This window comes from Homoserinimonas sedimenticola, from assembly GCF_026094475.1.
Classification (GTDB): domain Bacteria; phylum Actinomycetota; class Actinomycetes; order Actinomycetales; family Microbacteriaceae; genus Homoserinimonas; species Homoserinimonas sedimenticola.
In genome coordinates, this window is record NZ_JAPELL010000001.1 from 1,016,326 (window position 1) to 1,041,239 (window position 24,914).

The 24,914-nt window shown below is 69.4% G+C and carries 23 protein-coding genes; 5 read left to right on the plus strand and 18 right to left on the minus strand.

Going from position 1 to position 24,914, the window contains the following annotated elements:
• Positions 1-97 precede the first annotated feature (97 nt).
• The 4 genes from OH146_RS04710 to OH146_RS04725 are packed head-to-tail and all read right to left on the minus strand — an operon-like array spanning position 98 to position 5,944.
• Positions 98-2,059, minus strand: coding sequence for a primary-amine oxidase (locus OH146_RS04710; protein WP_265157864.1), 1,962 nt, complete (start codon positions 2,057-2,059; stop codon positions 98-100).
• A gap of 8 nt (positions 2,060-2,067) precedes the next feature.
• Positions 2,068-3,597: a gamma-glutamyltransferase gene (locus OH146_RS04715; RefSeq protein ID WP_265157867.1), complete on the minus strand. Its 1,530-nt coding sequence runs from the start codon at positions 3,595-3,597 to the stop codon at positions 2,068-2,070.
• Positions 3,594-4,694, minus strand: a complete 1,101-nt coding sequence (locus OH146_RS04720) for an FAD-dependent oxidoreductase (RefSeq protein ID WP_265157869.1) — start codon at positions 4,692-4,694, stop codon at positions 3,594-3,596. Before OH146_RS04720 ends, OH146_RS04715 begins: the two co-directional genes overlap by 4 nt.
• Entirely contained in the window at positions 4,691-5,944 is a 1,254-nt protein-coding gene (locus tag OH146_RS04725) for an aminotransferase class V-fold PLP-dependent enzyme (protein WP_265157871.1), read from the minus strand. Before OH146_RS04725 ends, OH146_RS04720 begins: the two co-directional genes overlap by 4 nt.
• Before the next feature lie 125 nt (positions 5,945-6,069).
• Here OH146_RS04725 and OH146_RS04730 point away from each other — a divergent pair, with 125 nt between their 5' ends.
• The gene (locus tag OH146_RS04730) at positions 6,070-6,570 is read left to right on the plus strand and encodes a RidA family protein (RefSeq protein ID WP_265157873.1); all 501 of its coding nucleotides are present in this window, start codon (positions 6,070-6,072) and stop codon (positions 6,568-6,570) included.
• A gap of 10 nt (positions 6,571-6,580) precedes the next feature.
• Here the strand turns inward: OH146_RS04730 and OH146_RS04735 are convergent, their stop codons facing one another.
• Positions 6,581-7,102, minus strand: coding sequence for a RidA family protein (locus OH146_RS04735; RefSeq protein ID WP_265157875.1), 522 nt, complete (start codon positions 7,100-7,102; stop codon positions 6,581-6,583).
• A 56-nt stretch (positions 7,103-7,158) separates the two neighbouring features.
• Between OH146_RS04735 and OH146_RS04740 the strand changes: the two genes are divergently transcribed.
• On the plus strand, positions 7,159-8,361 hold the full coding sequence (locus OH146_RS04740) for an MFS transporter (RefSeq protein ID WP_265157877.1): 1,203 nt from the start codon (positions 7,159-7,161) through the stop codon (positions 8,359-8,361).
• 29 nt (positions 8,362-8,390) lie between these two features.
• On the opposite strand, the gene OH146_RS04745 is transcribed toward OH146_RS04740, so the two are convergent.
• From OH146_RS04745 to OH146_RS04775, 7 genes are all read right to left on the minus strand, one after another.
• Positions 8,391-9,845, minus strand: a complete 1,455-nt coding sequence (locus tag OH146_RS04745) for an aldehyde dehydrogenase family protein (protein WP_265157879.1) — start codon at positions 9,843-9,845, stop codon at positions 8,391-8,393.
• Positions 9,846-9,868: 23 nt separating this feature from the next.
• A complete protein-coding gene (locus OH146_RS04750; RefSeq protein WP_265157881.1) occupies positions 9,869-10,882 on the minus strand; it encodes a phosphotriesterase family protein in 1,014 nt (337 codons plus the stop codon).
• Positions 10,879-11,940 carry an ABC transporter ATP-binding protein gene (locus OH146_RS04755; RefSeq protein WP_265157883.1) on the minus strand — a complete coding sequence of 354 codons (1,062 nt, stop codon included), beginning with the start codon at positions 11,938-11,940 and terminating at the stop codon, positions 10,879-10,881. Before OH146_RS04755 ends, OH146_RS04750 begins: the two co-directional genes overlap by 4 nt.
• Positions 11,937-12,764, minus strand: coding sequence for an ABC transporter permease (locus OH146_RS04760; RefSeq protein ID WP_265157885.1), 828 nt, complete (start codon positions 12,762-12,764; stop codon positions 11,937-11,939). The genes OH146_RS04755 and OH146_RS04760 overlap by 4 nt, the downstream gene beginning before the upstream one ends.
• A 4-nt stretch (positions 12,765-12,768) precedes the next feature.
• On the minus strand, positions 12,769-13,593 hold the full coding sequence (locus OH146_RS04765; RefSeq protein WP_265157886.1) for an ABC transporter permease: 825 nt from the start codon (positions 13,591-13,593) through the stop codon (positions 12,769-12,771).
• Between the two features lie 80 nt (positions 13,594-13,673).
• Complete coding sequence (locus tag OH146_RS04770; RefSeq protein WP_265157887.1) at positions 13,674-14,744, minus strand: extracellular solute-binding protein; 1,071 nt, start codon at positions 14,742-14,744, stop codon at positions 13,674-13,676.
• A gap of 213 nt (positions 14,745-14,957) precedes the next feature.
• A complete protein-coding gene (locus OH146_RS04775) occupies positions 14,958-16,079 on the minus strand; it encodes a 5-(carboxyamino)imidazole ribonucleotide synthase (RefSeq protein ID WP_265157889.1) in 1,122 nt (373 codons plus the stop codon).
• A gap of 171 nt (positions 16,080-16,250) precedes the next feature.
• On the opposite strand from OH146_RS04775, the gene OH146_RS04780 reads away from it, so the two are divergent.
• Positions 16,251-16,886, plus strand: coding sequence for a GtrA family protein (locus tag OH146_RS04780; protein ID WP_265157891.1), 636 nt, complete (start codon positions 16,251-16,253; stop codon positions 16,884-16,886).
• On the opposite strand, the gene OH146_RS04785 is transcribed toward OH146_RS04780, so the two are convergent.
• From OH146_RS04785 to OH146_RS04795, 3 genes are all read right to left on the minus strand, one after another.
• Positions 16,785-18,092 (minus strand): UDP-glucose dehydrogenase family protein, encoded by a 1,308-nt coding sequence (locus OH146_RS04785; protein ID WP_265157893.1) that lies wholly within the window; start codon positions 18,090-18,092, stop codon positions 16,785-16,787. The genes OH146_RS04780 and OH146_RS04785 overlap by 102 nt on opposite strands.
• 100 nt (positions 18,093-18,192) lie before the next feature.
• The gene (locus OH146_RS04790) at positions 18,193-18,741 is read right to left on the minus strand and encodes a PH domain-containing protein (protein WP_265157895.1); all 549 of its coding nucleotides are present in this window, start codon (positions 18,739-18,741) and stop codon (positions 18,193-18,195) included.
• A 3-nt stretch (positions 18,742-18,744) separates the two neighbouring features.
• Positions 18,745-19,545 (minus strand): biotin--[acetyl-CoA-carboxylase] ligase, encoded by an 801-nt coding sequence (locus OH146_RS04795; protein WP_265157897.1) that lies wholly within the window; start codon positions 19,543-19,545, stop codon positions 18,745-18,747.
• 172 nt (positions 19,546-19,717) lie between these two features.
• Between OH146_RS04795 and OH146_RS04800 the strand changes: the two genes are divergently transcribed.
• Together OH146_RS04800 and OH146_RS04805 are read left to right on the plus strand one after the other, a co-directional pair.
• Positions 19,718-21,286, plus strand: a complete 1,569-nt coding sequence (locus OH146_RS04800) for an acyl-CoA carboxylase subunit beta (RefSeq protein ID WP_265160652.1) — start codon at positions 19,718-19,720, stop codon at positions 21,284-21,286.
• The gene (locus tag OH146_RS04805; protein ID WP_265157899.1) at positions 21,283-21,540 is read left to right on the plus strand and encodes an acyl-CoA carboxylase epsilon subunit; all 258 of its coding nucleotides are present in this window, start codon (positions 21,283-21,285) and stop codon (positions 21,538-21,540) included. The genes OH146_RS04800 and OH146_RS04805 overlap by 4 nt, the downstream gene beginning before the upstream one ends.
• 300 nt (positions 21,541-21,840) lie before the next feature.
• Here OH146_RS04805 and OH146_RS04810 read toward each other — a convergent pair whose 3' ends face one another.
• Genes OH146_RS04810 through OH146_RS04820 form a run of 3 tightly spaced genes read right to left on the minus strand, consistent with a single transcriptional unit; the run spans position 21,841 to position 24,786 of the window.
• The gene (locus OH146_RS04810) at positions 21,841-22,872 is read right to left on the minus strand and encodes a DUF8320 family protein (RefSeq protein WP_265157901.1); all 1,032 of its coding nucleotides are present in this window, start codon (positions 22,870-22,872) and stop codon (positions 21,841-21,843) included.
• Positions 22,869-24,122 (minus strand): sensor histidine kinase, encoded by a 1,254-nt coding sequence (locus OH146_RS04815; protein ID WP_265157903.1) that lies wholly within the window; start codon positions 24,120-24,122, stop codon positions 22,869-22,871. Before OH146_RS04815 ends, OH146_RS04810 begins: the two co-directional genes overlap by 4 nt.
• Positions 24,112-24,786 carry a response regulator gene (locus OH146_RS04820; RefSeq protein ID WP_265157905.1) on the minus strand — a complete coding sequence of 225 codons (675 nt, stop codon included), beginning with the start codon at positions 24,784-24,786 and terminating at the stop codon, positions 24,112-24,114. Before OH146_RS04820 ends, OH146_RS04815 begins: the two co-directional genes overlap by 11 nt.
• Between the last annotated feature and the right edge of the window lie 128 nt (positions 24,787-24,914).

Below are 24,914 nucleotides of genomic sequence, written 5' to 3' on the forward strand. Positions count from 1 at the left end.
GGGGGGCCCCCCCCCCCCCCCGCGCACCCCCCCCCCCCCCCGGGGGGGGGGGCCCCCCCCCCCCCCCCCCCCGGCCGCCGTCACTCCGACCCGCCGCCTAGTGGCAGTGGCACGACCCCTCATCCTGCTTCGCCGTCAGCGAGAGCCCTGAGGCGCCAGCCCCGCAGTGCTTGGATGCGGAGGGCGGCACGTCAAGCGAGGGGTTGCGGTCGAAGAAGCCGTCGGGCTCGAGGCGCAGGCTGATCTTGTCGACCGGCATGATCGGCCACTGCTCGGGGCGCGGGAAGTGGTGCACGCCCACGACCGGCCAGAGCACGATGCGCTCACCGTTGATGCCGCGGTCGGCCTGCTGCCACAGGTGCACGCCGTCGTCGCCCAGCGCGCCCTGGTTGGGATACTCGCCGGCGATGAAGCGCTGCTCCGGGTCGTAGGCGCTCACCCAGAGGCTCTTCGAGACGAAGGGCGCCTTGCGCTCGACCACGCTGCCGGGGCGCGCGTAGAGCTGCGCCGTGTTGGGCACCGTGAGCCGGTAGGCGGTGTTCTCGCCGAAACGGTTCGTCTTGTCGACGTTCTCGACGCGCCAGTGCAGCGCCCGCGACGGGTCGGCGAGACGGGCGCCGTCGCGCTCGGTCTCGAGCGGCGTCTCGACCGCGATGCACGCGTTGCCGTAGGGGTTGAGCGCCTCATCCGGTTCCGCCTCCGCGTGCACCTCGACAACACGGTTGCGCGTGCCGTCGACCGCTGGGTCGAGACGTGCCGCGAAGTAGTGCTGGTGCGTCGGCGCTTGCACATTGGGAGCCACCATGCGCCCGAAGCGGGGCGATTCGCCATCTGCGATGCCCGAGACCGACATGAGACCCGTGAGCTTGATCTCGAGCTCGATCGCGCCGTCCTGGTACAGGGTCCAGTAGAAGCCGTAGTCGTAGTTGGCGACCGTCGCGAAGGCCGAGATCACGAGACGACGCGAGCGCCGCACCTCCGAGGTGCCCGTGCGGGTGTTGACGTGCTTCCAGAGGATGCTGTCGTCCTCCTCGTGCAGGCAGATCCCGTTCTTGATGACCTGCGGCTCGCCGTAGCCGTCGAGGTAGGTCACATCGAAGTAGCGGATCTCTCCCAGGCAGTCGCAGCCGAGCTCGAGGGATGCCGTGAGGGGGCCCGCGCCGTACTCGCCCCAGTCGAAGAAGTTCTTGCGGTAGGCGGTCGGGTCGCTGTCGAGGTACGGAACGTACATCTCGTTGACGGCGGCGCGGCGCAGCACGGGCCGCTCGGTGCCGTGGTCGTTGTAGGTCAGGTCGTGGAGCACGAGACCCTCGCGGTGGGTGAAGCCCACCTGGAAGGTCCAGTTCTGCCATGAGACGCGGTGACCCTCGACCGTGAAGCCCGGCCCCTCCGGCTGGATGATGTCGAGGGGAGCCACCTCGCGGTCCGGCCCCCAGGTGCCCGACTCGTACATGCTGGTCTCCGACGCCATGGGGATGACGCCGTGGTCCTCGATGCGCACGACCTCGAGGCTGTCGAGGTCCAGGATCGGCACGAGGCCCGCGACGGGACGGCCATAGCCGTTGTCGTCGACCGACTCCCGGTACCAGACGGTGCCCCAGGAGAGCCGGCGGTCCGCGAGATCCTCCGGCTCGAAGCCCGTGATCGATTCGGGGTCGACCCACACGAGCGAGGCATCCGTGATGCCCCGCTTTGCGAGAGCCTCCAGCAGCAGGGGCGACTTGCGTGCCGCCTGCGACACCATGCGCGCCTCATCCGAGGAGACGCCCGGGCGGCGGTGGTCGACGGACGACCAGCCCTCGATGATGGCGGGCGAGTCCGCCGACGCGGTCCAGCCCCTGACCTCCCACGCGGCGCGGGCATCCGGGTTCATGACAACGACGCGCACGGGGCGGGCACCGCCGGCCACCGAGCCGGCCGCCTTGTCCTCGTCGAGCGCGATGCCCCAGAAGCGCGGGCGCTCCCCGATGCGGTCACTCTTGCGGATCTCGGCGACGAAGCTCGAGATCTCCTCGGGACGCAGGGGGTCGAGAACGTGGCGGGGTGCAGTGTCGCTCATGGCTTTCCTTACTGTTGTGCGGTGAAGACGGCGGCGCGCCCGTCGGCGCGGGGATCGCTGGCGGCGTCGAGGAGCCGTGGCGTGTGGCGGTGGAGTCGTGCCACCTGCACGTGCCCCGCCTCGTCGAAGCGGGAGTCGCGGCGCGCCGTCCCGAGCCCGAGGCCCTCCGCGGCGTCGGCCGCGGCATCCGTTCCCGGTTCGGCGAGCAGGGTGAGACTTTCGAAGCCGAGGTCGCGGGCGCCGATCACCCAGCGGCCCCTCGAGAGCACCTCGGCCGGGTCACGGGCCGGGTCGAGCACGCCGGATGCCACCTGCGCGAGGATCCACGGCTGAGCGCTCCCGCCCTGGCAGCCGAGGCCGACGAGGAGATCCTCGCTCTCGGCGATGACCGGCAGGAGGGTGTGGGGCGGGCGCAGCCCGGGACCCACGTGTGCCGGATGCTCGGGGTCGGTGCTGAAGGCGGAGCCGCGGTTGTGCAGCACGACGCCCGTCGCGGGGTCGAGGATGCCGGAGCCGAACCACTGGTACACGCTCTGGATCAGGGTCACGACGGTGCCGTCGGAGTCGGCCGCGACAACCGCGACCGTGTCCCCCATCGCCCGTCCGGGCCTCGGCAGATGGCCCTCCGCGGAGCGGCCGCGCGGGTCGAGCATCGCGGGGACGTCAATCGCTCCGCCGCGCGGGTCTCCCAGCTGGGCGGTGCGCGTGAGCAGGGCGGCGCGGGCGGCCTCGACGAGCGCGGGGTCGCTCGGGTCATCAGCGGAGAGAGCCTCGGGGAGGATCCCGAGCAGCACGACGCCCTGGGTCGGCGGCGGCGCCACCCACCAGCGGGCCCCGCCGTGCTCGAGTTCCACCGGATCGATCACCTCGGCGCGATGCTCCGCGAAGTCTGATGCCGCCATCGCTCCCCCGAGGGCGACGAGCCGTGCAGAGATCGACTCCGCAATCTCGCCCCGGTACATCGCCTCCGGATCCTCGGCCAGTCGGCGTAGCGTCGCGGCGAGCGCGGGCTGCGTCACCGCGTCACCCTCGCGCTTGAGCCCGCCAGCGCCGTCGCCGAAGACGCCCACCATGCCCTCGTCGGCGAGAAGGATGTCGCGGCGCCCCTGCAGGGCACGGTCGAGTCCGGGCGAGACGGCGTAGCCGCTCTCCGCGAGCTCGGCGGCGCGGGTGAGACCGTGCGACAGCGGCAGGCTCGCCCCGAGGCGCTCGAGCGCCTGCCAGCCTGCGACGACGCCGGGAACCGTGACGGTGTCTGGACCCTGGGGCGGCATCCGGTCAAGACCCGCGAAGCGTGCGGGGTCGATGGCCGCGGGCGCGGCGCCGGCGGAGATGACGGCCGTCACCTCGCCGGAGGGCCGCCGGAGGAGGGCGATGAGGTCCCCTCCGAGCGCGCACTGGTGCGGATACACGACGGTGAGGGCTGCGGCCGCGGCGAGGGCGGCATCGATCGCGTTGCCGCCCGCCGCGACGGCGGCCTCGGCGCTCTCGATCGCGGCGGTGTGCGGTGCGGCGATTGCGATCCGGCGGGGTGTCATGCTGCCTCCCAGCGCTCGGGCGAGACGAAGTCGAGGTCGGGGCGCGGCACGCCCTGCACGAGGTCCGCGACGGCGGCGCCGATGGCGGGGCCGAACTTGAAGCCGTGACCCGAGCACGCCGCCGCCGCGATGACGCCAGGCTCACCGGGCAGTGCGCCAACGACGAAGCGCTTGTCGGGGGTCATGGTGTAGAGGCAGGCCACCGCCTCTGCTCCCGTGAGGTCGATTCCGGGGACAAAACTCTCGAAGAGCGCGGCGAGGCGAGAGACCTCGGCCTGGGTGGGCTCCGCGACGGGAACCTCGGGGTCCCACACGAGCCCGGCATCGATTCCCACCTTGGCTCCCGCTTGGCCGATCGCGGGCACGCCGAAGACGAGCCCCTCGGGCAGGTCCACCGAGAAGGAGCCGAGCTGCGGCGGCTGTCCGACCTCCTGGCCGGGACGTGCGGAAAGGGTCACGATGCGCCACACCTCGAATTGCTCGGCATAGCGCGGCATGAGCTTCGGTGCCCACGCCCCACCCGCGAGCACGAGCCGTGAGGCGCGGATGCTGCCCCCGCTCGTTGTCACGGTGACGCCGCCGCCATCCGTGCTCCAGGCCTCCACTCGTTCCCCGAAGCGGAGTTCCGCACCGTGCTCCTGGGCCGCGCGGTGGGCGAAGGCGAGCGCCTTCTCCGCCTTGAGCACGCCCGCGTCAAGGTCGAAGACGGCCTCGTACCCCTGCGGGAACGATACGGAGGGCATGAGCTCCGCAACCTCGGCTGAGCCGACGGGGCGACTGCGCCCGCCCTGCATGGTTCCCGAGCCACGGTGCGCGTAGAGGCCGGTGGTGGCGGTGTAGAAGCTCTCGCCCGCGATCTCGGCCCAGCGCTCCCAGCCGTCGTACGCGCGCGAGACCAGCTCGTTCCACACGGCGTTGGGGTAGGCGCGCCGGATCATCCGGGTCGCGCCGTGCGAGGATCCGCGCGAGTGGCCGGGGGCGAACTGCTCGACCCCGATCACGCTGAGGCCTCGGCGCGCGAGTTCGAGACTCGCGGCCGCGCCGTGGATGCCGAGGCCGAGCACGACGACGTCGGTTTCGGTGGAAGGGGCGGTCACTGCTGTTTCTCCTGCGCTGCGTGCGCGATCTCAGCGACCGCCTCGATGAGCGATCGGAGGTCGGCCTCATCGTTGTAGACGTGAACGGATGCTCGGACCACCGCGTCCAGCCCACGCTCGCCGAGGTCCCACTGGGCGTGCGAGGCGGGTATGGCAATCGTATCGATCGCGCGGGCGCGAAGCTGCGCGCTGACCTCCCGGGAGGCGAGCCCGTCGACGACAAAGGTGACGATGCCAGCGGATGCTGCGGGCGGGTCGGTCACGGTGACGCCGGGGATCTCGGCGACCGCCGCGCGGAGGCCTGCCGCGAGGGAGGAGATGTGCGCCTCGGTCGCCGCCATCCCGCGGTCGAGTGCCTCGCGGAGGGCGACGGCAAGCCCCAGTCTGCAGGCGACGGCGCACTCCCAGGTCTCGAGCGCGCGAGCGGTGGGTGCGGTCGTCCACACCTCGCCGTCGCTCCAGGTGCTGCCGCGGACGTCGGGGGCCCACGGCTTGAGCTCCGCGAGGAAGCCGCGGCGCACGTAGCTGAAGGCGGTGCCGCGGGGGCCGCGCAGGAATTTGCGTCCCGTCGCGACGAGCACGTCGCATCCGACCGCACGGACGTCGATGTCGATCTGCCCGACGGACTGGGTCGCGTCGAGTATGTATTTGGCGCCGTAGCGCTGCGCCAGCTGGCCGATCTCGGCGATCGGTTCCACGAGTCCGGAGGAGGTGGGCACGTGGACGGCGCTGATGACCGCGCCGGGGGCCTCGGCGAGGGCGGACTCGAGCGCAGCGAGGTCGATGGAGCCGTCCGGGCGGTTCTCGATGACGACAAGCGACACGTCGTCGAGCTGACGGAGGGTGAGCAGGCGGAGAGCCTGACTCACGTAGCTCGAGCGGGGCGCGATGACGGTGTCGCCGGGCCCGAGGCGCAGGGCGTCGAAGACGACGCGGAGCCCCGTCGTGGCGGCGTCGTGGAATGCGATCTCGTCGGCGTCGCAGCCCAGCAGCTCGGCAGCATCGGAGTAGGCCTGTTCGAGTCGCGGGGCGACCAGGTTGGCGGCCTCGTAGGCGCCGAACTCCTGCTCGCGGCGGAGGTGTTCGACGACGGCATCCATGACCCCGTCGCTCACGAGGCCGGCGCCGGCCGCGTTGAGGTAGCGCCGCGTCCTGGTGCCCTGTGTGCGGGCGCGCTCCGCGACGGTGTCGATGCCGATGACCTCCGGCACGTCGACACCTGCGGCGGCCTGCTGGACTCCGGTCGTCATGTCGCGGTCCCTCATTTCCCGTTGTGAGACCTGCGGCCTCTAATTGGATCCCATCTTATGCGATCTGGATGCATTAGTGTCAATCCGACGCGCACCGGAGGAGCGCCCCGACGAAAAGAGGAGCCATGCCACAGTCAGCAGACGCCCGCGCCCGGGAACTCGGCCTGCAGATCCCCGACTACGCCGACCCCCCGTACGGGCTCCGGTACGGCACGCTGCGCCCCTTCCACCGCACGGGGACTCTGCTGGAACTCAGCGGGCTCACCCCGGAGCTGCGCGACGGCACGCTCATCCACCCCGGCACGGTGGGAGTGGATGTGTCGATCGAGGAGGCATACGCGGCCGCCCGCGCGACGGGACTCAATGCCCTGGGGATGATCCGCTACGCGCTCGGCTCCCTCGACGAGGTCGTCGCGATCTCCCGCGGACTGTGCTTCGTCGTCTGCCCTCCCGGCTTCAGCGAACTCCACGCCGTCTCCAATGGCGTGAGCGACCTCTTCGTGGAGGTCTTCGGGCGTGAGGTCGGTGCCATGGGGCGCGCCTCGATCGGCTCGACGGCCCTCTCGAACAACCACTGCTTCGAACTGTGGCTCAGCATCGAATGCCGTGGGTCGTCGGGGAGCTGAGCCGCGCAGCTCAGGAGCGCGTGTACTCCGCGGCATCGCGCTTGGACTCGACGGTGGCGACGATCTCGAAGCAGTTGCCCCGCGAGAGGCTCATGACGCCGATGCTCGCGCTCGCGACCCTGCCCGCGACGGGCCCGAAAACCTCGAGGAAGAGGTCGTTGGCACCGTTGCCCGCCACATTGACGTCGACGATATCGGGCGTCGTCGCCGCATAACACACGGTGCGGGCCATGCTCTCGACCTCGTCGAGCGAGCCGAGCGCGTATCGGATCAGGCCGAGCACCCCAATCGCAGTCTTGCGCGCCGCCTCATAGCCCTGTTGGATCGTGACGTTCTCACCGATCCGGCCAGGGTGAAGCATGACGCCGTCGCGCCCCTCGGGAGTCATCCCGCTCAGCATGAGGATCCGGCCCGTGTGGTGATACGCCTTCATGGTGCCGTAGCGACCCCCATAGGGAGGATTCGAGTAGTCGGGGATGTCCAGCCCGAGTGCAAGTGCGCGCTGCTCGGGGGTGCTCGTATCGTCGACCATTGGTTCTCCAGCCCCTTAGTGGATCCACGTATTTCAAACGTGGATACAATATCGTGGTGAGGTCGATTTCGGAGGGTGGGACGCGCGGAGCCGCCTTCTGGCTCATCGTCGTGGCGTCGACGCTCGGCAACATCGTCAACTCCTCCAACAGCCCCATCATCGCGAGGATCGTGGGCGCAGAACTCCCGGGCGACGACGCCCTCGCCGGGATGCTCGTCTCCCTCTCTGCCTTCGCGTCGATCGCGGCGATGCCGCTCGCGGGGGCGGCCGCCGACCGCTGGAGCGTGCGCCCCGTGCTGATCGCGGCATCCGTCATCGCGATCGCGGGACTCGTGCTCGTGGCGAGCGCCCTCACGGTGCCCACCCTCGCCGCGAGCAGAATCATCGTCGGCGCGGGGAATGCTGCGGTCGCGACCGCACTGACCGCCTGGGTCGTCGCCGAGATCCCCCATCGCGAGCGGGGCCGGGCTCTCGGCCTCTTCGGCCTCAGCGTGTGGGTCGGTCTCGCGCTCGGTCCCCCACTCGGCGATGCGCTCTACCGAGAGATCGGCCAGCAGTCCGTCTGGATCGCCTCGGCGGCGCTGCAGCTCACCGGCCTCCTCATCGCCCTTCTCGTCCGCACGCGCGGGCCGGTCAAGGTCGATACGGGAGCGATTCCCATGCAGGCCCCTGCCGAGGGGCTGCGGGGCTGGCTCGTCATCCTGCGGGCCGTTGCGGTCCCCGGCGGCGTCGCACTTGCCGCGTGGGCGTCCGAGGCCTTCATGATCGCCTTCCTACTCCAACACCTCAGCCGCAACGGCGTGGCCTCGGAGGGCATCTTCGGGGCGGCGAACGTCTTCACGATCTTCGCCGTGAGCGTCGTCACGGCCCGGCTGCTCCTCAGCAACCTGACCGACCGTCTGGGCCCCGTGGTCGTCACCCGATGGGCGCTTGTCATGGTGGCCGCCGGCATGCTGACCCTCGCCGTCTCCGAGAGCTTCGCGGTCGCCGCGCTCGGCGGGATGCTCGTGGGCATCGGCTACTCGCCCCTCTACCCTGCCCTCACCATGCTCGCGACGGAGCACCTGCATCCGCGCCGACGCTCGACGGGTCTCGGCGTCTTCGCCGCCCTCACGAGCGTGGGCCACGCCCTGGGCTCGCTACTCGGCGGCTTCTTCATCCTGCTGATGGGTGAGGCGTGGAGCTTCGCGACTCTCGCCGCCGTGCTCCTCCTCGCGATCCTCCTGCTGCGGGATCGCCGCCGACCGCGCCTGCGCTGAAAGCTCAGCACAGGCACGGCCAGCTCCGCTCAGAGCGCGATCACGACCGACTTCGGCTCACAGAAGGCGCGCAGCGCCTCCTCCCCCAGGTCTCGCCCGAGACCGGAGTCGCGTGTGCCCCCGAAGGAGAGGGCGGGGTCGAAGACGTTGTAGGTGTTGACCCATACGGTGCCGACCCGCAGGCGCTGCCCCATGCGGTGGGCGCGCGTGAGGTCCTTCGTCCAGACCCCGGCCGCGAGGCCGTAGTTGGTGTCGTTGGCGATCGACACCGCGTCATCCTCATCGTCGAAGGGGATGATCCCCACGACGGGCCCGAAGATCTCCTCCCGGGCGATCACCATGTCGTTGCGGACCCCCGTGAAGAGCGTCGGCTCGACGTAGAAGCCAGGCCGGTCGGGCACGCCACCACCGACGAGCACCTCGGCGCCCTCCGCGCGACCCTTCTCGATGTATCCGAGCACCTGCTCGCGCTGCTCCTGCGAGACGAGGGGACCCACCGTCACCCCGCCTGCAAGGCCGTCACCGAGCGGCACGGCGCGCACGGCGGCCGCCAGGCGCTGCGTCATCTCGTCGAGGATGCTGCGCTGCACCATGAGGCGGCTGCCCGCCGTGCACATCTGGCCCGAGTGGCCGAAGGAGGCGCGCATGGCCGTGACGACGACGGCATCCAGGTCGGCGTCTTCGAAGACGATGTTGGGGCTCTTGCCGCCGAGCTCGAGGGTGAGGCGCTTGAAGTCGCCCGTCGCCGCCGACATCACCTTGCGGCCCACCTCGGTGGAGCCCGTGAACGACACCTTCGCGACATCCGGATGCGTCGTGAGACGCGCCCCCACGCGCCCGTCGCCCGTCACGACGTTGACAACGCCGGCGGGAACGCCCGCCTCCTCGCAGATCGCGGCGATGCGCAGCATCGTGAGCGGCGTCTGCTCCGCGGGCTTGACCACGACGGTGCAGCCCGCGGCGAGCGCGGGGGCGAGCTTGAAACTGCCGGTCATGATGGGGAAGTTCCAGGGCAGGATGAGGGCAGCCACGCCCACGGGCTCGTGCAGCGTGTAGACGTGGTGGTCGCCCCCGTCGACGGGCACGACGGAACCCGTGAGACGCGAGGGCGCACCCGCGTAGTAGCGGAACGTCCGCGCCGACGAGAGGGTGTCGGCGCGCGAGCGCTCGATGGGCTTGCCGTTGTCGCGCGTCTCCAGCACCGCGAGCTCCTCGAGGCGTTCCTCGATGAGATCGGCGATCCGGTGCATGATCCTGGAGCGGTCGTGCGGGCTCATCCCGCTCCAGCGGCGGTCGTCGAATGCTCGCTTCGCGGCCGCGACCGCGGCATCCACCTGGGCATCGTCGGCCTGCACGACCGAGGTCATGACCTCCTCTGTCGCAGGGTCCACGACGGGGATGAGCTCGGCGCCTGCGGGCGCGATCCACTGCCCGTCGACGTAAAAGGGTTCGAGTTCGCTGAGCGGCGAGAGCGTGTCTCTCACGGGTGTCTCCTTCTGTTGCTGGTTCAGGCGACCGCGGGGCGGTCGAGGATGCGGGCGGGCTCGCGCACGAGCATGGCCTCGAGGGTCTCCCCTGCGACGCCGAGTTGCCGCAGGCCGGGCACGACGCGGGCGAGTAGGTGGGCGTAGCCGGGGCCGCCGAAGCGACGCCACTGCGCCTTGGTCCAGGTGGAGCATCCGAGCACTAGGCGGATGCCCGGATCACTCGACAGGAGGGCCAGGAGGGCGTCGAGGCGCTCCATGTCGGAGGCGTTCCGCACGCGGCCGAGGTGGCCTCCCTCAGTGCCGAAGCACATCTCGAGCACTGCCCCCGTCGCCGCGAGTTCGCGCAGGTAGGGCAGGTCGAGGTATTCGTCGACATTGCTCAGCACGATGCGGTCGGCGGCGAGGCCCTCCGCCAGACAGTGCTCGATGACGTCGAGGCCGCGGCGCGCGTCGGGGTCGAGTCGGATGCTGACGGATGCCCCGTGCGCTGCGGCCGCCCGCGCCGCCGCCGTCAGGCTGCTGCGCTCCTCCGCCGCGAAGTCGGCGGTCGTGCCCATGATCCCGAGCATGCCCGCCCGGAACCCGGCGCCGGAGATCTCAAGCGTGAGGGCAGCCTCGAAGAGTTCGGCGCGGCCGTCCGTGTCGAGCTCCCGATACCAGTCGGGGAGGCGGCCGAGGTAGGCGCCATAGCAGGCAACAACGTTGAGTCCACTTGCCCGTGCGATGCCTGGCAGTGCGGAGGGACCGGGACCCAGCCCCAGCGACGTCGCCTCCACGACCGTGCCAAGACCGAGACGGCGTGCCCAGGTGAGTTCCTCGGCCACCACGAGCGGGTCATCGATCCGCAGGTTGTCGCGCACTGCCAGCTGGCTCCAGCGCAGCGCACCCGCGGTCTCCACCGTCACGGATGCATCGGGGTCGAGCACCTCGACGCCCGGGCGGTACAGGCGAGACGCGTCGGCGCTCAGGTGCTCGTGCATCGAGACCGCGCCGAGCGACTCGGGGGCCACTGCTCCCGTGACGGTTTCGATCATGCCGCGACGGGCTCCCGCGCGGCGTCCTGACCCTCCGGGCGGATGACGTGCACCCGCTCGGGCTGCCGGCAGCCGAAGCGCAGCCGCGAGCCGACCGCGAGGCGGCCCATGTCGGTGTTGCCGGGCAGCGTCGAGATGACCGTCATGCCGTCGGGCGTCACCGCCTCGACGCGGAAGCGCTCCCCCTGGAAGCTCACGAGCGTCACGGTCGCCTCGACGCAGGCCTGAGCCGACTCCCCGTCGACAAGCGGCTGCATGTCCTCGGGCCGGATGACCGCGGTCCCCGTCGATCCGGATGCGCCCGGCCTGCCCAGCAGCACGCCGTCGGCGCTCCCGAAGAGGTTCGCCTCACCGAGGAACTTCGCCACGTACTCGGTGACGGGCCGACGATACAGCGCCTCGGGCTCGTCGATCTGCACGAAGCATCCCTCGTGCATGATGGCGACGCGATCCGACATCGTGAAGGCCTCGGTCTGGTCATGCGTCACCGCGATCGTCGTGATGCCCACCTGACGCTGGATGCGCTTGATCTCGACCTGCATCTGCTCGCGCAGCTGCTTGTCGAGCGCCGCCATGGGCTCGTCGAGCAGCAACACCTCGGGCTTCGCCGCGATGGCGCGCGCGAGGGCCACGCGCTGCCGCTGCCCGCCCGAGAGGGATGCGGGCATCCGATCGCTCATTCCGCCCAGCTGCACGAGCTCGAGCATCTCGGCCGCGACGGCGCGCCGCTCCTTGACGGGCCGACGGGCGGCGAGGAGCGGGAAGGCGACGTTCTCCCCGATCGTCATGTGCGGGAAGAGCGCGTAGGACTGGAAGACGACTCCGACATTGCGCTTCTGCGGCGGACGCTTCTCGACGTTCTCGCCGTTGAAGAGCACATGCCCCGAGTCGACACCCTGGAGGCCCGCGATGACGTTGAGGAGCGTCGACTTGCCGCTCCCGCTCGCGCCGAGCAGGGTCACGAATTCGCCGGCCTTCACGTCGAGGCACACCCGCTTGAGCACGTGATTGGGGCCGAGCGTGACGTCGACCTGGTCAATCTTGACGGGAACGGTCATGGCGTGGACACCTTTCGCATGCGGCGAGCGCCCGCCCGGCTGAGCCAGGCGAAGAGGGCGAGGACGATGAGGGCGAGCAGCGACACCATGGTGGATGCCGCCGTCAGGGCGGGCGAGAAGGCCTCCGTCGAAGCGCTCAGCATCTTGAGGGGCAGCGTCTGCACACCAGGGGGCAGCAGGAACACCGAGAGCACGACCTCGTCGAAGACGATGCTGAAGCCGAAGACGGCCCCCGCCACGATGTTGGGGATCAGCAGTGGCAGCTCGACCCGCCGGAGGATGAGCGGCCACCCGGCCCCGAGGGTCACGGCCGCCTTCCTGAGGTTGGGGTCGAGCCTGCCCGTCGCCGCCGAGACGACGACGAAGACGTAGGGCAGCGCGATGAGCGCCTCGCCGAGGATCAGGGTGACGAAGCTGCTGCGGAGCGCGTCGAGCTGCAGGTTCACGCCGTAGAGACCGATCGCGTAGGCGACGGGCGGCAGGGCGATCGGCACGATGAAGAGGGTGCGCACGACGCGCGCCGAGCGCGGGGAGAGACGGAGCACGGCGAGGGCTCCCGCGGTGCCGAAGATCACCGCGAGCAGCGTCGCGGCCGCCGACACCGCGAGGGAGAGGGCGAAGGGCTCCATCCAGCGCGGATCCTGCAGCACCGTCTCGTACCAGCGCAGCGAGAAGCCCTGCGGCGGAAACAGCAGGAGCCCGCCCGAGGTCCACGAGGTCGCGACGAGCACCAGGAACGGCACGAAGAGCATGAGCCCCGCCAGCAGCGAGACGAGAAGGATGGGGGCGCGGTAGAAGCCGAGGGCGGATGCTGCTGTTCTCATGGTTTCAGCCCCACTTCTCGCTGACCTTGAAGAGGCGGTCGGCGATGAGGTAGATCACGACGGTCGCGGCGACCAGCAGCAGGCTCATGGACGCGCCCAGGTCGGGCCGATTGAGGGTGTTGACCTGCAGATTGATCAGGCCCGAGACGGTGAGGTTGGCGGGGCCACCGAGCAGCAGCGGGGTGACATAGAAGCCGAGGGACATGACGAAGACGAGCACCCCACCGCTGATGAGCGCCGGCATGAGTGCGGGGAGGATGACGCTGCGCAGCACGAGCGTCGGCCCCGCCCCGAAGATGACGGCGGCGTTCAGCTGCTCGCGATCGATCGAACTCATCGCCGTCATGGCGGGCAGCACGACGAAGGGCAGCATGACCGCGACCATGGCCGGGTACATCGCGAGCGCCGTCTGATACAGCTCGATGGGTTCTTCGACGAGGCCGAGACTGCTGAGCAACCAGTAGATCGCGCCCCTCGGAATCTCGAGGAGCATCCAACCGACCGTGCGGACGACGATCGAGGTCCAGAGCGAGAGCATGAGCCAGGCGAGGAGGATGCCGGAGAACCATCGTGGGGCCGCCCAGATCGCGAGGCCGTAGACGGCACCGATGAGCGTCGTCAGCACTGTGACGACGGCCGCCATCACGAGAGTGCGGAGGAGGGCCGCCGTAAAGGAGCTCATGGTGAACATCTCGACGAATGCCCCGCCGCCGCGGTCGAAGGACTGCACGAGGAGCATGGCCATGGGAATCCCGAGGGCGATCGCGAAGAAGGCGAGCGGGGGCCACAGAAGCCAACGCTTCTCCGTCTGCGTCCTGGTGGGCTGCACCTGGTCTCCTTGCCTGGGAATGCTGGATCGTCGCGCGGAAGGGGTCCGAGGCTCGCACGCGAGCCCCGGACCCCCGACGATCACCCCGCGAGCCACTCCGTGTAGGAGGAGGTCAGCTCCTCGAGGTAGTCGGCCCGGTACTGCTCGTCGAAGTAGAGCGAGCCGTCGTTGCCCGGTCCGCCGGGGAGCTTGGACGCGACGTCCTCGGGGAGATAGTCGAAGGTCGCCTCGTTGGCGGGGCCGTAGAAGGTGCGCTCGGTGAAGACGGCCTGTCGCTCTCCGTCGGCGAGCCAGGTGGCAAGCTCGTAGGCTGCCTCCTTGTTCTCAGCGCTCTCGGGGATGACGAAGAAGTTGGGGCTGAGGAACGCCTCGTTCCACTGCACCGTGACATCGAGGCCCTGGTTCATGAGGGCCGTGAACTGCCCCGTCACGCTGACGGCGATGGAGGCACTCCCCGTCGAGAGGAGGGTCTGCACCTCGGGGTAGGACTCGTAGAAGACGAGGTCGTCGCGGATCGAGTCCAGCTTGGCCACCGCGCGGTCGAGGTCGAGCGGGTAGAGATCCTCGGGGGCGACGCCGTCAGCGAGGAGCGCGAGCTCGAAGGAGGCGTCGTAGCTGCCCGGCGCTCCAGGCCATGCCCGCTTGCCGGGGTACTTCTCGGTGTCGAAGAAGTCGGCCCAGTCCTGAGGTCCGCCATCGGGGAAAGTGTCGGTAAGCCAGCCCTGCGTGATGCCGATGAGGAAGCCGCCGACCGCGTAGTCCTGGATCTCCTCGGGGAAGGTGTCAGCCCTGGGCACGCCGTCGGGAAGGACCGCGAGGTTCTCCTTGTACTTGATGAGGCTGTCGGACGACACCTGGATGAGGTCGTAGTCCCCCTCCTCACCCTCGAGCATGGAGTACATGATGGCGTCCTGGAGCGAGGCAGAGACGACGCGCGTGCCCGTCTCGTCCTGGAAGGAGTCGAAGTAGGCGATCTGGCGGGACTCGTTGGTGGGCCCGCCGTAGTCGGCGAAGACGACCTCGCCGCCCGAGGTCTCACCCTCGGCGGCGGGAGTGGAGCAGCCTGCCATGGCGATGGCGAGCGCTGCAGCGCCGGCGAGGCCGAGAAGACTTCTGTTGCGGTTCCGTCCGGGTGCTGCGGTTCGGTGCATGGGAGGCCCATCCTTTGACGTCGTTGTCGTTCGCACTGCCTACGAACGACACCCTACCGTGAATGGATCCAATCTAGCTAGAGGTGGATCCTAGCCAGTTTCTGGATTGTTTCCGGCGAGTAAAAAGACGTCCGTGATGTCCCCCTGCTGGGCGCCTCAAGTCTAGCGAAGGAGCACGGCTCCACCCGATTCCCAGGGGCGCCTCTCGTGGCCTCAGTGCGCCACCATCTCCGCCGCGGCGCGCGCCTGGTACACGACGTCATCCAGATCGTCGCCACCCGTGCAGACGTGCCCCACCTTGCGGCCCGGCCGCGACTCCTTGTCGTAGGAGTGGAACTTCACGAGCGGATGCTCGGCCATCGCCTTCGCGTAGCGCGAGTCGAGCCCCTCCCCCGCCGGCCCGCCGAGCACATTGACCATGACGGTCCAGGGGTCGCGGCAGCCGGTGCCCCCCAGCGGAAGGTCGAGCACCGCACGCAGGTGCTGCTCGAACTGGCTCGTCGTCGAGCCCTCGATGCTCCAGTGCCCGCTGTTGTGGGGGCGCATCGCGAGCTCGTTCACGAGGATGCGCTCGTCGCTCGTCTCGAAGAGCTCCACGGCGAGCACCCCCGTCACGTCGAGGCCCTCCGCGACCGCCACCGCGATTTCCTCCGCGACATCCGCTACCCGCCCCATTGCCCGCGGGGCGGGCGCGATCACCTCGGAACAGACCCCGTCGCGCTGCACGCTCTCCACGACGGGCCACGCGGCGAAAGCGCCCGAGGGGCGGCGCGCGACCGACTGGGCGAGCTCGCGGCGGAACTCCACGAGCTCCTCGACGAGCAGCGGCCCCGCGACATCCGCGAACCAGCTCGCCGCCTCGCTACCCGAGCGCACGACCCTGACCCCCTTGCCGTCGTAGCCGCCCCGCGGGGTCTTGACGACGGCGGCACCGCCGTGCTCCCTGATGAAGGCGTCGAGTTCGGCCTCCGTCGCGACAGGGGCCCACTCGGGCATCGGCAGCCCGAGCGCACCGAGCCGCTCTCGCATGAGCAGCTTGTCCTGCGCGTAGAGAAGGGCGTGCGGGCCCGGACGCACCGCGAGCCCCGCCTCCACGAGCGCGGAGAGCACCTCTTGCGGCACATGCTCATGGTCGAAGGTGATCGCGTCGAGCCCCTGCGCCCAGCGCAGCACCTGCTCGGCGTCCCGGTAGTCGCCGACCGCCGTCGCCGCCATGCCCGCCGGGCTGCCGTCCGCCTCAGCGAAGACGCTCAGGCGCACGCCGAGGTGGGTCGCCGCGGGGATCATCATGCGGGCGAGCTGGCCGCCCCCGATAACACCGACGGTCAAGGTCATGGGGCACTCCCTTTGGGGTCGAGGGCAGGGTGGTCGACGATGCTCACCCAGAGAACGAGCGGATGTCGGCGGCTAGACTGCAAAGCCGTCACACACCATCTTCACCTATTCCACCGTCACCTGATCCACGGGGTCCGCACAGTGCACAGAGAGTCCAGCAACAGGGGACGAGTGAGCAGCCTGCTGCGGAGCGGGTTGGTGGCGCAGCTCACGCGCTTCGGAGTCGTCGGCACGGTCGGCCTCGTGATCGATGTCGCGCTCTTCAACCTGCTGCGGCTCACGGTGCTCGCCCCCGACGTCCTCCACGAGGGCCCCGTCATCGCGAAGCTCGTCTCGACCTCCGTCGCGATCGTCGCCAACTGGCTCGGCAACCGCTACTGGACCTTCCACAGGGAAAAGCGCGCCCACCCCGTCGGCGAAGGACTGCGCTTCGCGGCCGTTAGCATCGCGGCCATGGGCATCCCGCTCGGCTGTCTGTGGGTCTCGCACTACGTGCTGGGGTTCACGAGCCTGCTCGCCGACAATGTGTCGAGCAACGTCGTGGGCCTCGCGCTCGGCATGGTGTTCCGCTTCTGGCTCTACCGCACGTGGGTCTTCGCGGAGGATCGCGGGTTGAGTAGCGAGCGCAGCGAGCGTATCGAAACCGGTGGTCGCTCGGCTAGCTTTCGATACGGCGCTGGCGCGCCTACTCAACCGGCGGGTGCATCAGGGACGACCGAGCGCACGATAGTGCCATCCGGCACCACGCCACTGCACCGGATCCAGGCAGTTGCGCCCGTCGACGATCGCGGGCGTTCGCACGACTGACGCGATCTGCGCCGGGTCGAGCTCGCGATACTCCCGCCATTCGGTGAGCACGAGCACGGCGTCGGCGTTCTCCGCCGCCTGCGCCGCGGTCAGCGCGACCGCAAGGTCGGGCTTGCGGCGTCGCGCCGTGTCGAGCGCCTGCGGGTCGGTCGCAACGACGTCCGCACCGAGCTCCGCGAGCCGGATGACGACGTCGAGCGCGGGCGAATCGCGCACGTCGTCAGAGTCGGGTTTGAAGGCGAGTCCCAGCACGGCGATGCGCTTGCCCTGAAGGTCGCCCCCCACCACCTCGCGGGTGAGGTCAACCATGCGCTCGCGCCTGCGCATGTTGATCGAGTCAACCTCCTGCAGGAACGACAGGGCCTGGTCGACCCCGAGCTCCTCCGCCCGCGCCATGAACGCGCGGATGTCCTTCGGGAGGCAGCCGCCGCCGAAACCGAGGCCCGCGTTGAGGAAGCGGCGGCCGATGCGGGTGTCGTGGCCGATCGCATCGGCGAGAGCCGTGACATCCGCCCCCGTCGCCTCCGCGACTTCGGCCATCGCGTTGATGAACGAGATCTTGGTTGCGAGGAAGGCGTTGGCCGAGACCTTGACGAGCTCGGCGGTCGCGAAGTCGGTGACAACCTTGGGCGAGCCCTTCTCGAGGGCTGTGGCGTAGATCTCGTCGAGGAGCTCTTCCGCCGTGTCGTCGCCCGGTGCCAGACCGTAGACGATGCGGTCGGGCGCGATCGTGTCCTTGACGGCGAAGCCCTCGCGCAGGAACTCGGGGTTCCAGGCGAGGGAAGCACCGGGGGCCGCCTCGCGGATGCGCTCGTAGAGTCTCGCCGCCGTACCGACGGGCACCGTCGACTTGCCGACGACGAGGTCGCCCGGCTGCAGGTGCGGCAGGAGGGATTCGATCGCCGCATCCACATAGGTCAGGTCCGCGCCGTTGCTGTCGGCGAGCTGCGGCGTGCCCACCGCGATGAAGTGCACCCTGGCGGAGGCGATGTTCGAGGCATCCGTGCTGAAGTGCAGGCGGCCCGAGGCCGTTGCCGTCGTCAACAGCTCCGGCAGGCCGGGCTCGTAGAAGGGCGGCTTGCCCTCAGCGAGCAGCTCGATCTTGTGCTCGTCGACATCGATACCGATGACCTCGTGGCCCAGCTCCGCCATGCACGCCGCGTGCACGGCCCCCAGGTAGCCACATCCGATGACCGAGATCTTCACACCGTCCACCTCTCGACTTCGCGCGCCGAGGCAGCCGTGTCGCACCCCGGCGCGTCACTGCATCCGAACGCTACGCAACCTACCCCACCCGGATGATTGCTCAACGGGAACCCCAGACCGTCGTCTCATCATTCGGGTGCGAAGCATCGCGCTGTCGACGTGCCGCGATCGGGTTCATGCTCTGCTCCATGAGGTCGTGGAGGGCCCCCTGCACCACCTCGGCGCCCGGCACGTCGCGCAGGACCACCGGATGTTCGAGCCCCGAGTTGATCAGCACATCACCGCTGCGGAACAGCGACTGCAGTGCCCGCTGCCGCACCGTGATGTCGTAGCCGCGGCTGTGCAGCAACTCCTGCCGCGTGCGTGTCGACAAGCCGCGCCGGATGACGATGCGCCGGGTCGTGATGACGGTGCGACTCGCGAGCCAGCGCAGGAGCGGAATCAGCCAGATGAGCGCCAAGACCGCACTGCCCGCGCCCACGAGAAGCAGGTTCTGCCACTCCTCGTCGAAGGTGCGCGAGAAGTATGCGAGCGCGCCCGCCCCTGCGATGAGGATCAGGCTCGGCCAGAAGAGGACGCGAGCGTGAGGGCGCAGTCGCGCGACGATGCGCTCGCTCGCGACCCCCTGCTCAGCGAACTCCAAGGACATGCATCATTCATACCGCACATGCGTCACATCGCCCGCGGAGACGGCCTCCCGCGCGCCACGACCGTCGACACCGTCGCGCTCGATCACGAGCCGTCCCTCCGCGTCGATCTCTAACGCGATTGCCATGACCGTCTCATCTGAGGGCAGGGTCACGCGCACCCGGCGCCCCAGCGTCGCGCACTCCTCAGAGACAGCCCTCCGGATGCCGCTCGCCTCCGCGTCTCCGCGATAGGCCTGCAGCGCGGCGTAGAGGCTGCCGAGTTCCCGCAGGTAGGCCGCAAGCGCGCGGTCGAGCAGCTCGGGCTCGGCCGCGCCCTCGAGGGTCAGGGAGGTCGAGGAGTCCGTCGGGAGCTCGGCCGAGGGGATGCTGAGGTTGAGCCCCGCGCCCACGACGAGAGCCGCGGCATCCGCACCCGGCACGATCTCCGCGAGGAGCCCCGAAATCTTCTTGTCCCGGACGAGCACGTCATTCGGCCATTTGACGGTCACGAGACCGCCGTCCTCAAGGGGAAGGACCTCACGCACCGCTCGCGCCATCGCGAGACCCGCGACGAGGGGCAGCCACCCCCAGGCATCCGCGGGGAAGTCGGGCCGCAGGAGCACGGATGCTGCGAGCGTGCGCCCCGGCGGCGCGACCCACGTGCGCCCGAGACGCCCGCGGCCGGCCGTCTGCGTGTCGGTCGCGACGACCGAGAAGTGGGGAGCGCCCGCCGCCGCGCGGTCGATCAGCTCCGAATTGGTCGACGGGCACTCGGGCAGAAAGTCGATCCGGGTGGCGTGGGGTGCGCTCAGCGGCAACAGCATCCACTTAGCGTATCGGGGCAGCGTTTGGCCGCGTGATTTGTCGCAAACCTCCCAATCGGCCGATGTGCCGGACGGTAAAGTGATGCGGGTGACTGCCGACAACGTTGCCCCCACGCCCTCCGACCCGGCCCCGGCCGCCACCGATGCGGGTGCGGATGGCAGCGTGACGCCCATGACGACGGCCGAGAAGCTCGCCGATCTCAAGGTCCGCTACCACGAGGCGGTGACGGCGAGTGGCGAGGCGGCGATCGAGAAGCAGCACGCCAAGGGCAAGAAGACCGCACGCGAGCGGATCGCGCAGCTCCTCGATCCGGGTTCCTTCGTCGAGCTCGACGAGTTCGTGCGCCACCGCACCTACGCCTTCGGGATGGAGAAGGCGCGCCCCTACGGCGATTCCGTCGTGACAGGCACGGGCACAATCCACGGGCGCCAGGTCGCGGTCTACGCACAGGACTTCACGATCTTCGGCGGCTCGCTCGGCGAGGTCGCGGGCGAGAAGATCATCAAGGTCATGGAACTCGCCCTGCGCCTCGGCATCCCCATCATCGGGATGCTCGACTCGGGTGGTGCCCGCATCCAGGAGGGCGTCGTCGCTCTCGGCAAGTACGGCGAGATCTTCCGTCGCAACACGATGGCCTCGGGAGTCATCCCGCAGATCTCGATCGTCATGGGTCCCGCGGCGGGCGGCGCCGTCTACTCCCCCGCCCTCACCGACTTCGTCATCATGGTCGACAAGACGAGCCAGATGTTCGTGACGGGCCCCGACGTCATCAAGACGGTCACGGGCGAGGACGTCGGCATGGAGGAGCTCGGCGGCGCCCTCACCCACAACAAGGTCTCCGGCGTATCCCACTACCTCGCGAGCGACGAGGATGACGCCCTCGACTACGCGCGCACCCTGCTCTCCTTCCTCCCCGACAACAACCTCACCGACGCGCCGCTCTATGCGAGCGAGATCGAGCTCGAGGTCACCGACGAGGACCGCCGGCTCAACACGGTCATCCCCGACAGCCCCAACCAGCCCTACGACGTGGGCACGATCATCGAGCACATCGTCGACAACAACGACTTCCTCGAGATCCAACCGCTCTTCGCCCCCAACATCGTCGTGGGCTTCGGCCGTGTCGAGGGCCGCTCGGTGGGCATCATCGCCAACCAGCCGAATGCCATGGCGGGCACGCTCAACATCGACGCCGGCGAGAAGGCCTCGCGCTTCGTGCGATTCTGTGACGCCTTCAACATCCCCATCCTCACCCTCGTCGACGTGCCCGGGTACCTCCCCGGCACGGACCAGGAGTGGACGGGCGTCATCCGCCGCGGCGCCAAGCTCCTCTACGCCTACGCGGAGGCCACCGTGCCACTCGTGACGGTCATCACCCGCAAGGCCTACGGCGGGGCATACATCGTCATGGGCTCGAAGCAGCTCGGGGCCGACCTCAACTACGCCTGGCCCACGGCGGAGATTGCCGTCATGGGCGGCCAGGGCGCCGTCAACATCCTCTACCGCAGCGAGCTCAAGGCTGCGGAGGCGGCCGGCGAGGATGTCGCCGAGGTGCGCACGCGTCTCGCCAACGAATACACCTACAACGTCGCGAGCCCGTTCCTCGCGGCGGAGCGTGGCGAACTCGACGGCGTGATCGAGCCGGCCGCGACCCGCGTCATGATCACGAAGGCGCTGCGGACTCTCGCGAGCAAGCGCGCCAGCATGCCCCCCAAGAAGCACGGGAACATCCCCCTGTGACTCCCGCGCACGACACGGGGGCGGATGCCGCGGCTCGCGCCACGGACCCTGCCGAGATCACCATCCGCGCGGGCAGGCCGAGCCCCTCGGAGGCGGCTGCCGTCGTCGCCGTCGTGACGACGGCACTCGATGAGCTGCGCGAGGAGGGCGTGGTGCCCCCGCCGGCGCAACCGAGCGCATGGGATCGCAGTCGCCGGGGCCTTCGCACTCCCCTGCAGCACGGCTCGTGGCGCGGCTTCATGGGCTACCGCTGACGCCATTTGTACCCCATCGTGTACCCCGCTCGGGTGACACATGCCCCCATTTCTAGGGCGACAGCGCGAAAATTTGCCGAAATTGTCCCCCAATCGTCCCCCGAAATGTCGACTTTCCCTGTAGCGTGGGGTTTAGCAATATTGATCGTGCTAGGTGTCACTCCAAGAGTCACACCACCATTCGATGGCCGACTAGGGTAAGCGGGCCAACGAATTGGGGGCGAGTCAGGGCGATATTCGGGTTATCGCCCTGACTCGGGGTCTTGAAGGGCCGGAACCGAGGTTCCGGCCCTTTTCCCGTTAATCTTCCGCGTGACGCGGAATCTCCAGCCACAGGTCGATCTCGGGCTCCTCCAGATCGGCCGACGAGTGCCCCAGGAGGTTGACGCCGCTCGCAATCAAGCCCACGACTGTGACCGCGACATCCGAATCCTCCCCGACCGTGCGCACGATGATGGTGTCTGCCCGAGACGAGCGCATTGCGGCGGCGATCTCCGCGTGGATACGCGCGAGCTCCGACGCCGGCAGCTCATCGAGGCCCCCCTCGTCGAGCAGATTGACGGTCGCACCCCGACGCCGAGCCGCCATCACCTGCTCGCGCACCGCGTCGTCGAGAAGCGTGCGTCCGCGGATCTCATCGCGGATGCCCGCCTCAAGGTAGAGGCACTCGCGCTGCTGCCCCGCCGTGAGCATGGCACGAGTCGCCACAATGTGCCGCAGCATCGGCAGGGCCATCCTCGCCGTCTGCCCGAAGCGGAAGCGCCGCTCCGAAAGGTGCGCCTCCTGCGCCGTCTGCCACTCGGCCGCCTCACGCTCCGCCACCGAGTAGGCCTTCGCGTCACGTTCCGCCTTCGCAAGCGAACTCTGCAGCATGTGGGAGACGCCCACCCACAGCACACTGCCGATGACCCCGAGCGGCCCCAGCGAGCCGGGCCCCGCCCACACGACCGACTGGATGACGAGAGTACCTACGCCGATCCAGGCGAGGAGCTGAAAGCCCCTGGCCGAGGTGATCACCATCAGCACGCCCACGGCGGCCACGTGCCAGGTGGAATAGTCGGAGCCGATCTCATGGTCGGGCGGGAGCTGTGACGCCACCAGCACGGGCAGCAGGATGGCGACCACCACATTGGCCGAGGCGATCCACGGCGTGAGGCGCGGATTGGAGACGATCAGACTCACCGCCGTCGCCACGGCGTAGAGGACCATCGCCAGCACCACCTGGGCGGGGCGCGTGCCGATCGGGAGCGATGAGGACGCCAGCACCAACTGGTACGCGGAGAAGACCGCCCCGAGGGCGATGATGACGTAGCGGGGCACCGTGATGTTCACGCGTCCCGCCTCCCCCCGCCGATCTGCGGCGCCGGCAACGGCCAGTCGATGAACACGAGGGTGCCCTCGCCGGGGGCCGACTCGATGCGGGCCTCACCGCCGGCACGCAGCATCCGCTCGATGATGGAGACGCGCACGCCGAGGCGCTCGACGGGCACCTCCTCGACGACGAAACCGGCGCCCTCGTCGCCCACCTCGATGTGGATGCCCGCGTCGGAGCGGGTGCGCATGCTCACCCAGCGGGGCACACTCTCGTCCCCCGCGTGCTGGATGCTGTTGACCATGGCCTGCAGGGTGGCCGAGTACAGCGACTCCGCGACCACGGGCGGGAGCACTGAGTCACCCGCTCCTCCGAGACTGAGTCGGAAGCGCGTCGTCATCCGCTCCGCCACCTCGGCGATCCGCTGCGCGACGACCCGCGCCGAGACGCCTGGCTCCTCGTCAGCAGGGGCGAGCTCGGCGGCCTGCAGATGCACGATCGCATTCTGCGCGAGCGTCGTCGCGAGGGCGCGGTGCTCCTCCGTCTCCGCGCGTCCCGCCGAGAGAAAGGCGCTCAGCACGGTGTCGTGCACGATCGCGTCGACCTGCACACGCTCCGTCTCCCGGGCATGCTCGCCCACAGCGTCGAGGTAGCGCGAGAGGGCGGTCGCCTGGGCGGCGTCGACGGATGCCGCGGCCGAACGCAGCATCGTGATGATCACGAGCACCGCCCCGCCGAGCAGCACCGCATAGACGACATCGAGCACCGTGATGAGGGGGTCGGCGCTGCCGCCGAAGGGAGAGAGCCGGAGGAGCCCGTAGAGCACGGGAGCCGCAAAGAGATAGACGGTCGCGAGCCAGACCGGATAGGCGACCGCTGCGGCGGCTGTCGCGACCGTGATGAGGAACCACAGCCAGGGACGTTCCGCGGCGCTCCAACCGCCCTCTACGACGCCGGGCACCCAGAAGACGAGCGCGAGCATGAAGACGAGGGCGAGGGCGCTGTTGGCAAGCATGGTGCCGCGCTTGACGACCGAGGCAACGGCACTGACGACGAGGAGCCCATAGAAACCGACGATGGTCGCCCACCACCAGGCGGGCGCGATCGCGTCACGCTGACTCAGGGCGATCGGCAGGGCCTGGGCGCCGAAGAGGAGCCCGAAGAGCGCGACTGCGCGAGCGACGACGACCTCGAGGCTGGCCCGACTGATGGGGCGCCTCGGATGCCGGGGCGCCGGGGCGGAGGGATGACCTGGCCGGTCAGGCGTCATTGAGGGAGTCGACGTCCATGCTCGGCAGGATGCCGTCTTCGACAGCGCGCCGCAGCAGGTCCACCTTGGTGGGGGCAGGCCGCCCCACCTCGACGTACTTCATTCGGATGCGGTCGAGGTATTCGCGTGCCGTCGAATAGCCGATGCCGAGCTTCTCGGCGGCGAGCTTGAGCGGCAGGCCCGAGGCGTAGAGGTGCAGGATCTCGCGCTCGCGCCGTCCCAGCTGCGCCTTGGCGAAGTCGCTGTCAGCATCGATCGCAGTCGCCCACTCCAGGTTGTTGAGCACGTCCCCGCGTGCGACGCGCTCGACGGCCGACATAACGATCTGCGTGGCCGACGACTTGGGGATCACCCCTGCGGCGCCCGCGGCGAGCGCCTCCCGCACGAGGGCGACACGGTCGGCGATGCTGTGCACGAGCACAGCGGAACCCGTGGCCTGCACGCGCTTGACATTCTCTGTGACGGTCGAACCGTCGCCGAGCGAGAGGTCGAGCACGACGACGTCGTTCTCCCGACCCTCGAGCTTCTCCTCGAACTCAGCGACGGATGCTGCCGCGACGATGAAATCGAAGCCAGCCTCCATGCATGCCGAACGGAGCCCCAGTCGCACCGACTCGTGGTCGTCGACGACCGACACTCTCACCGAGCTCGGGCTTCCATTCATCGGGATCGATCTCTCACTCTGTCGCGCTGACTGGCAGGAGCGGCGGGGCGCGTCCGCCACAGCATCAAGCCTAGACCGAGCGGGCTCGAAAAGACGTGACAGGACGCGACATACCGTCGGTTTGTTGG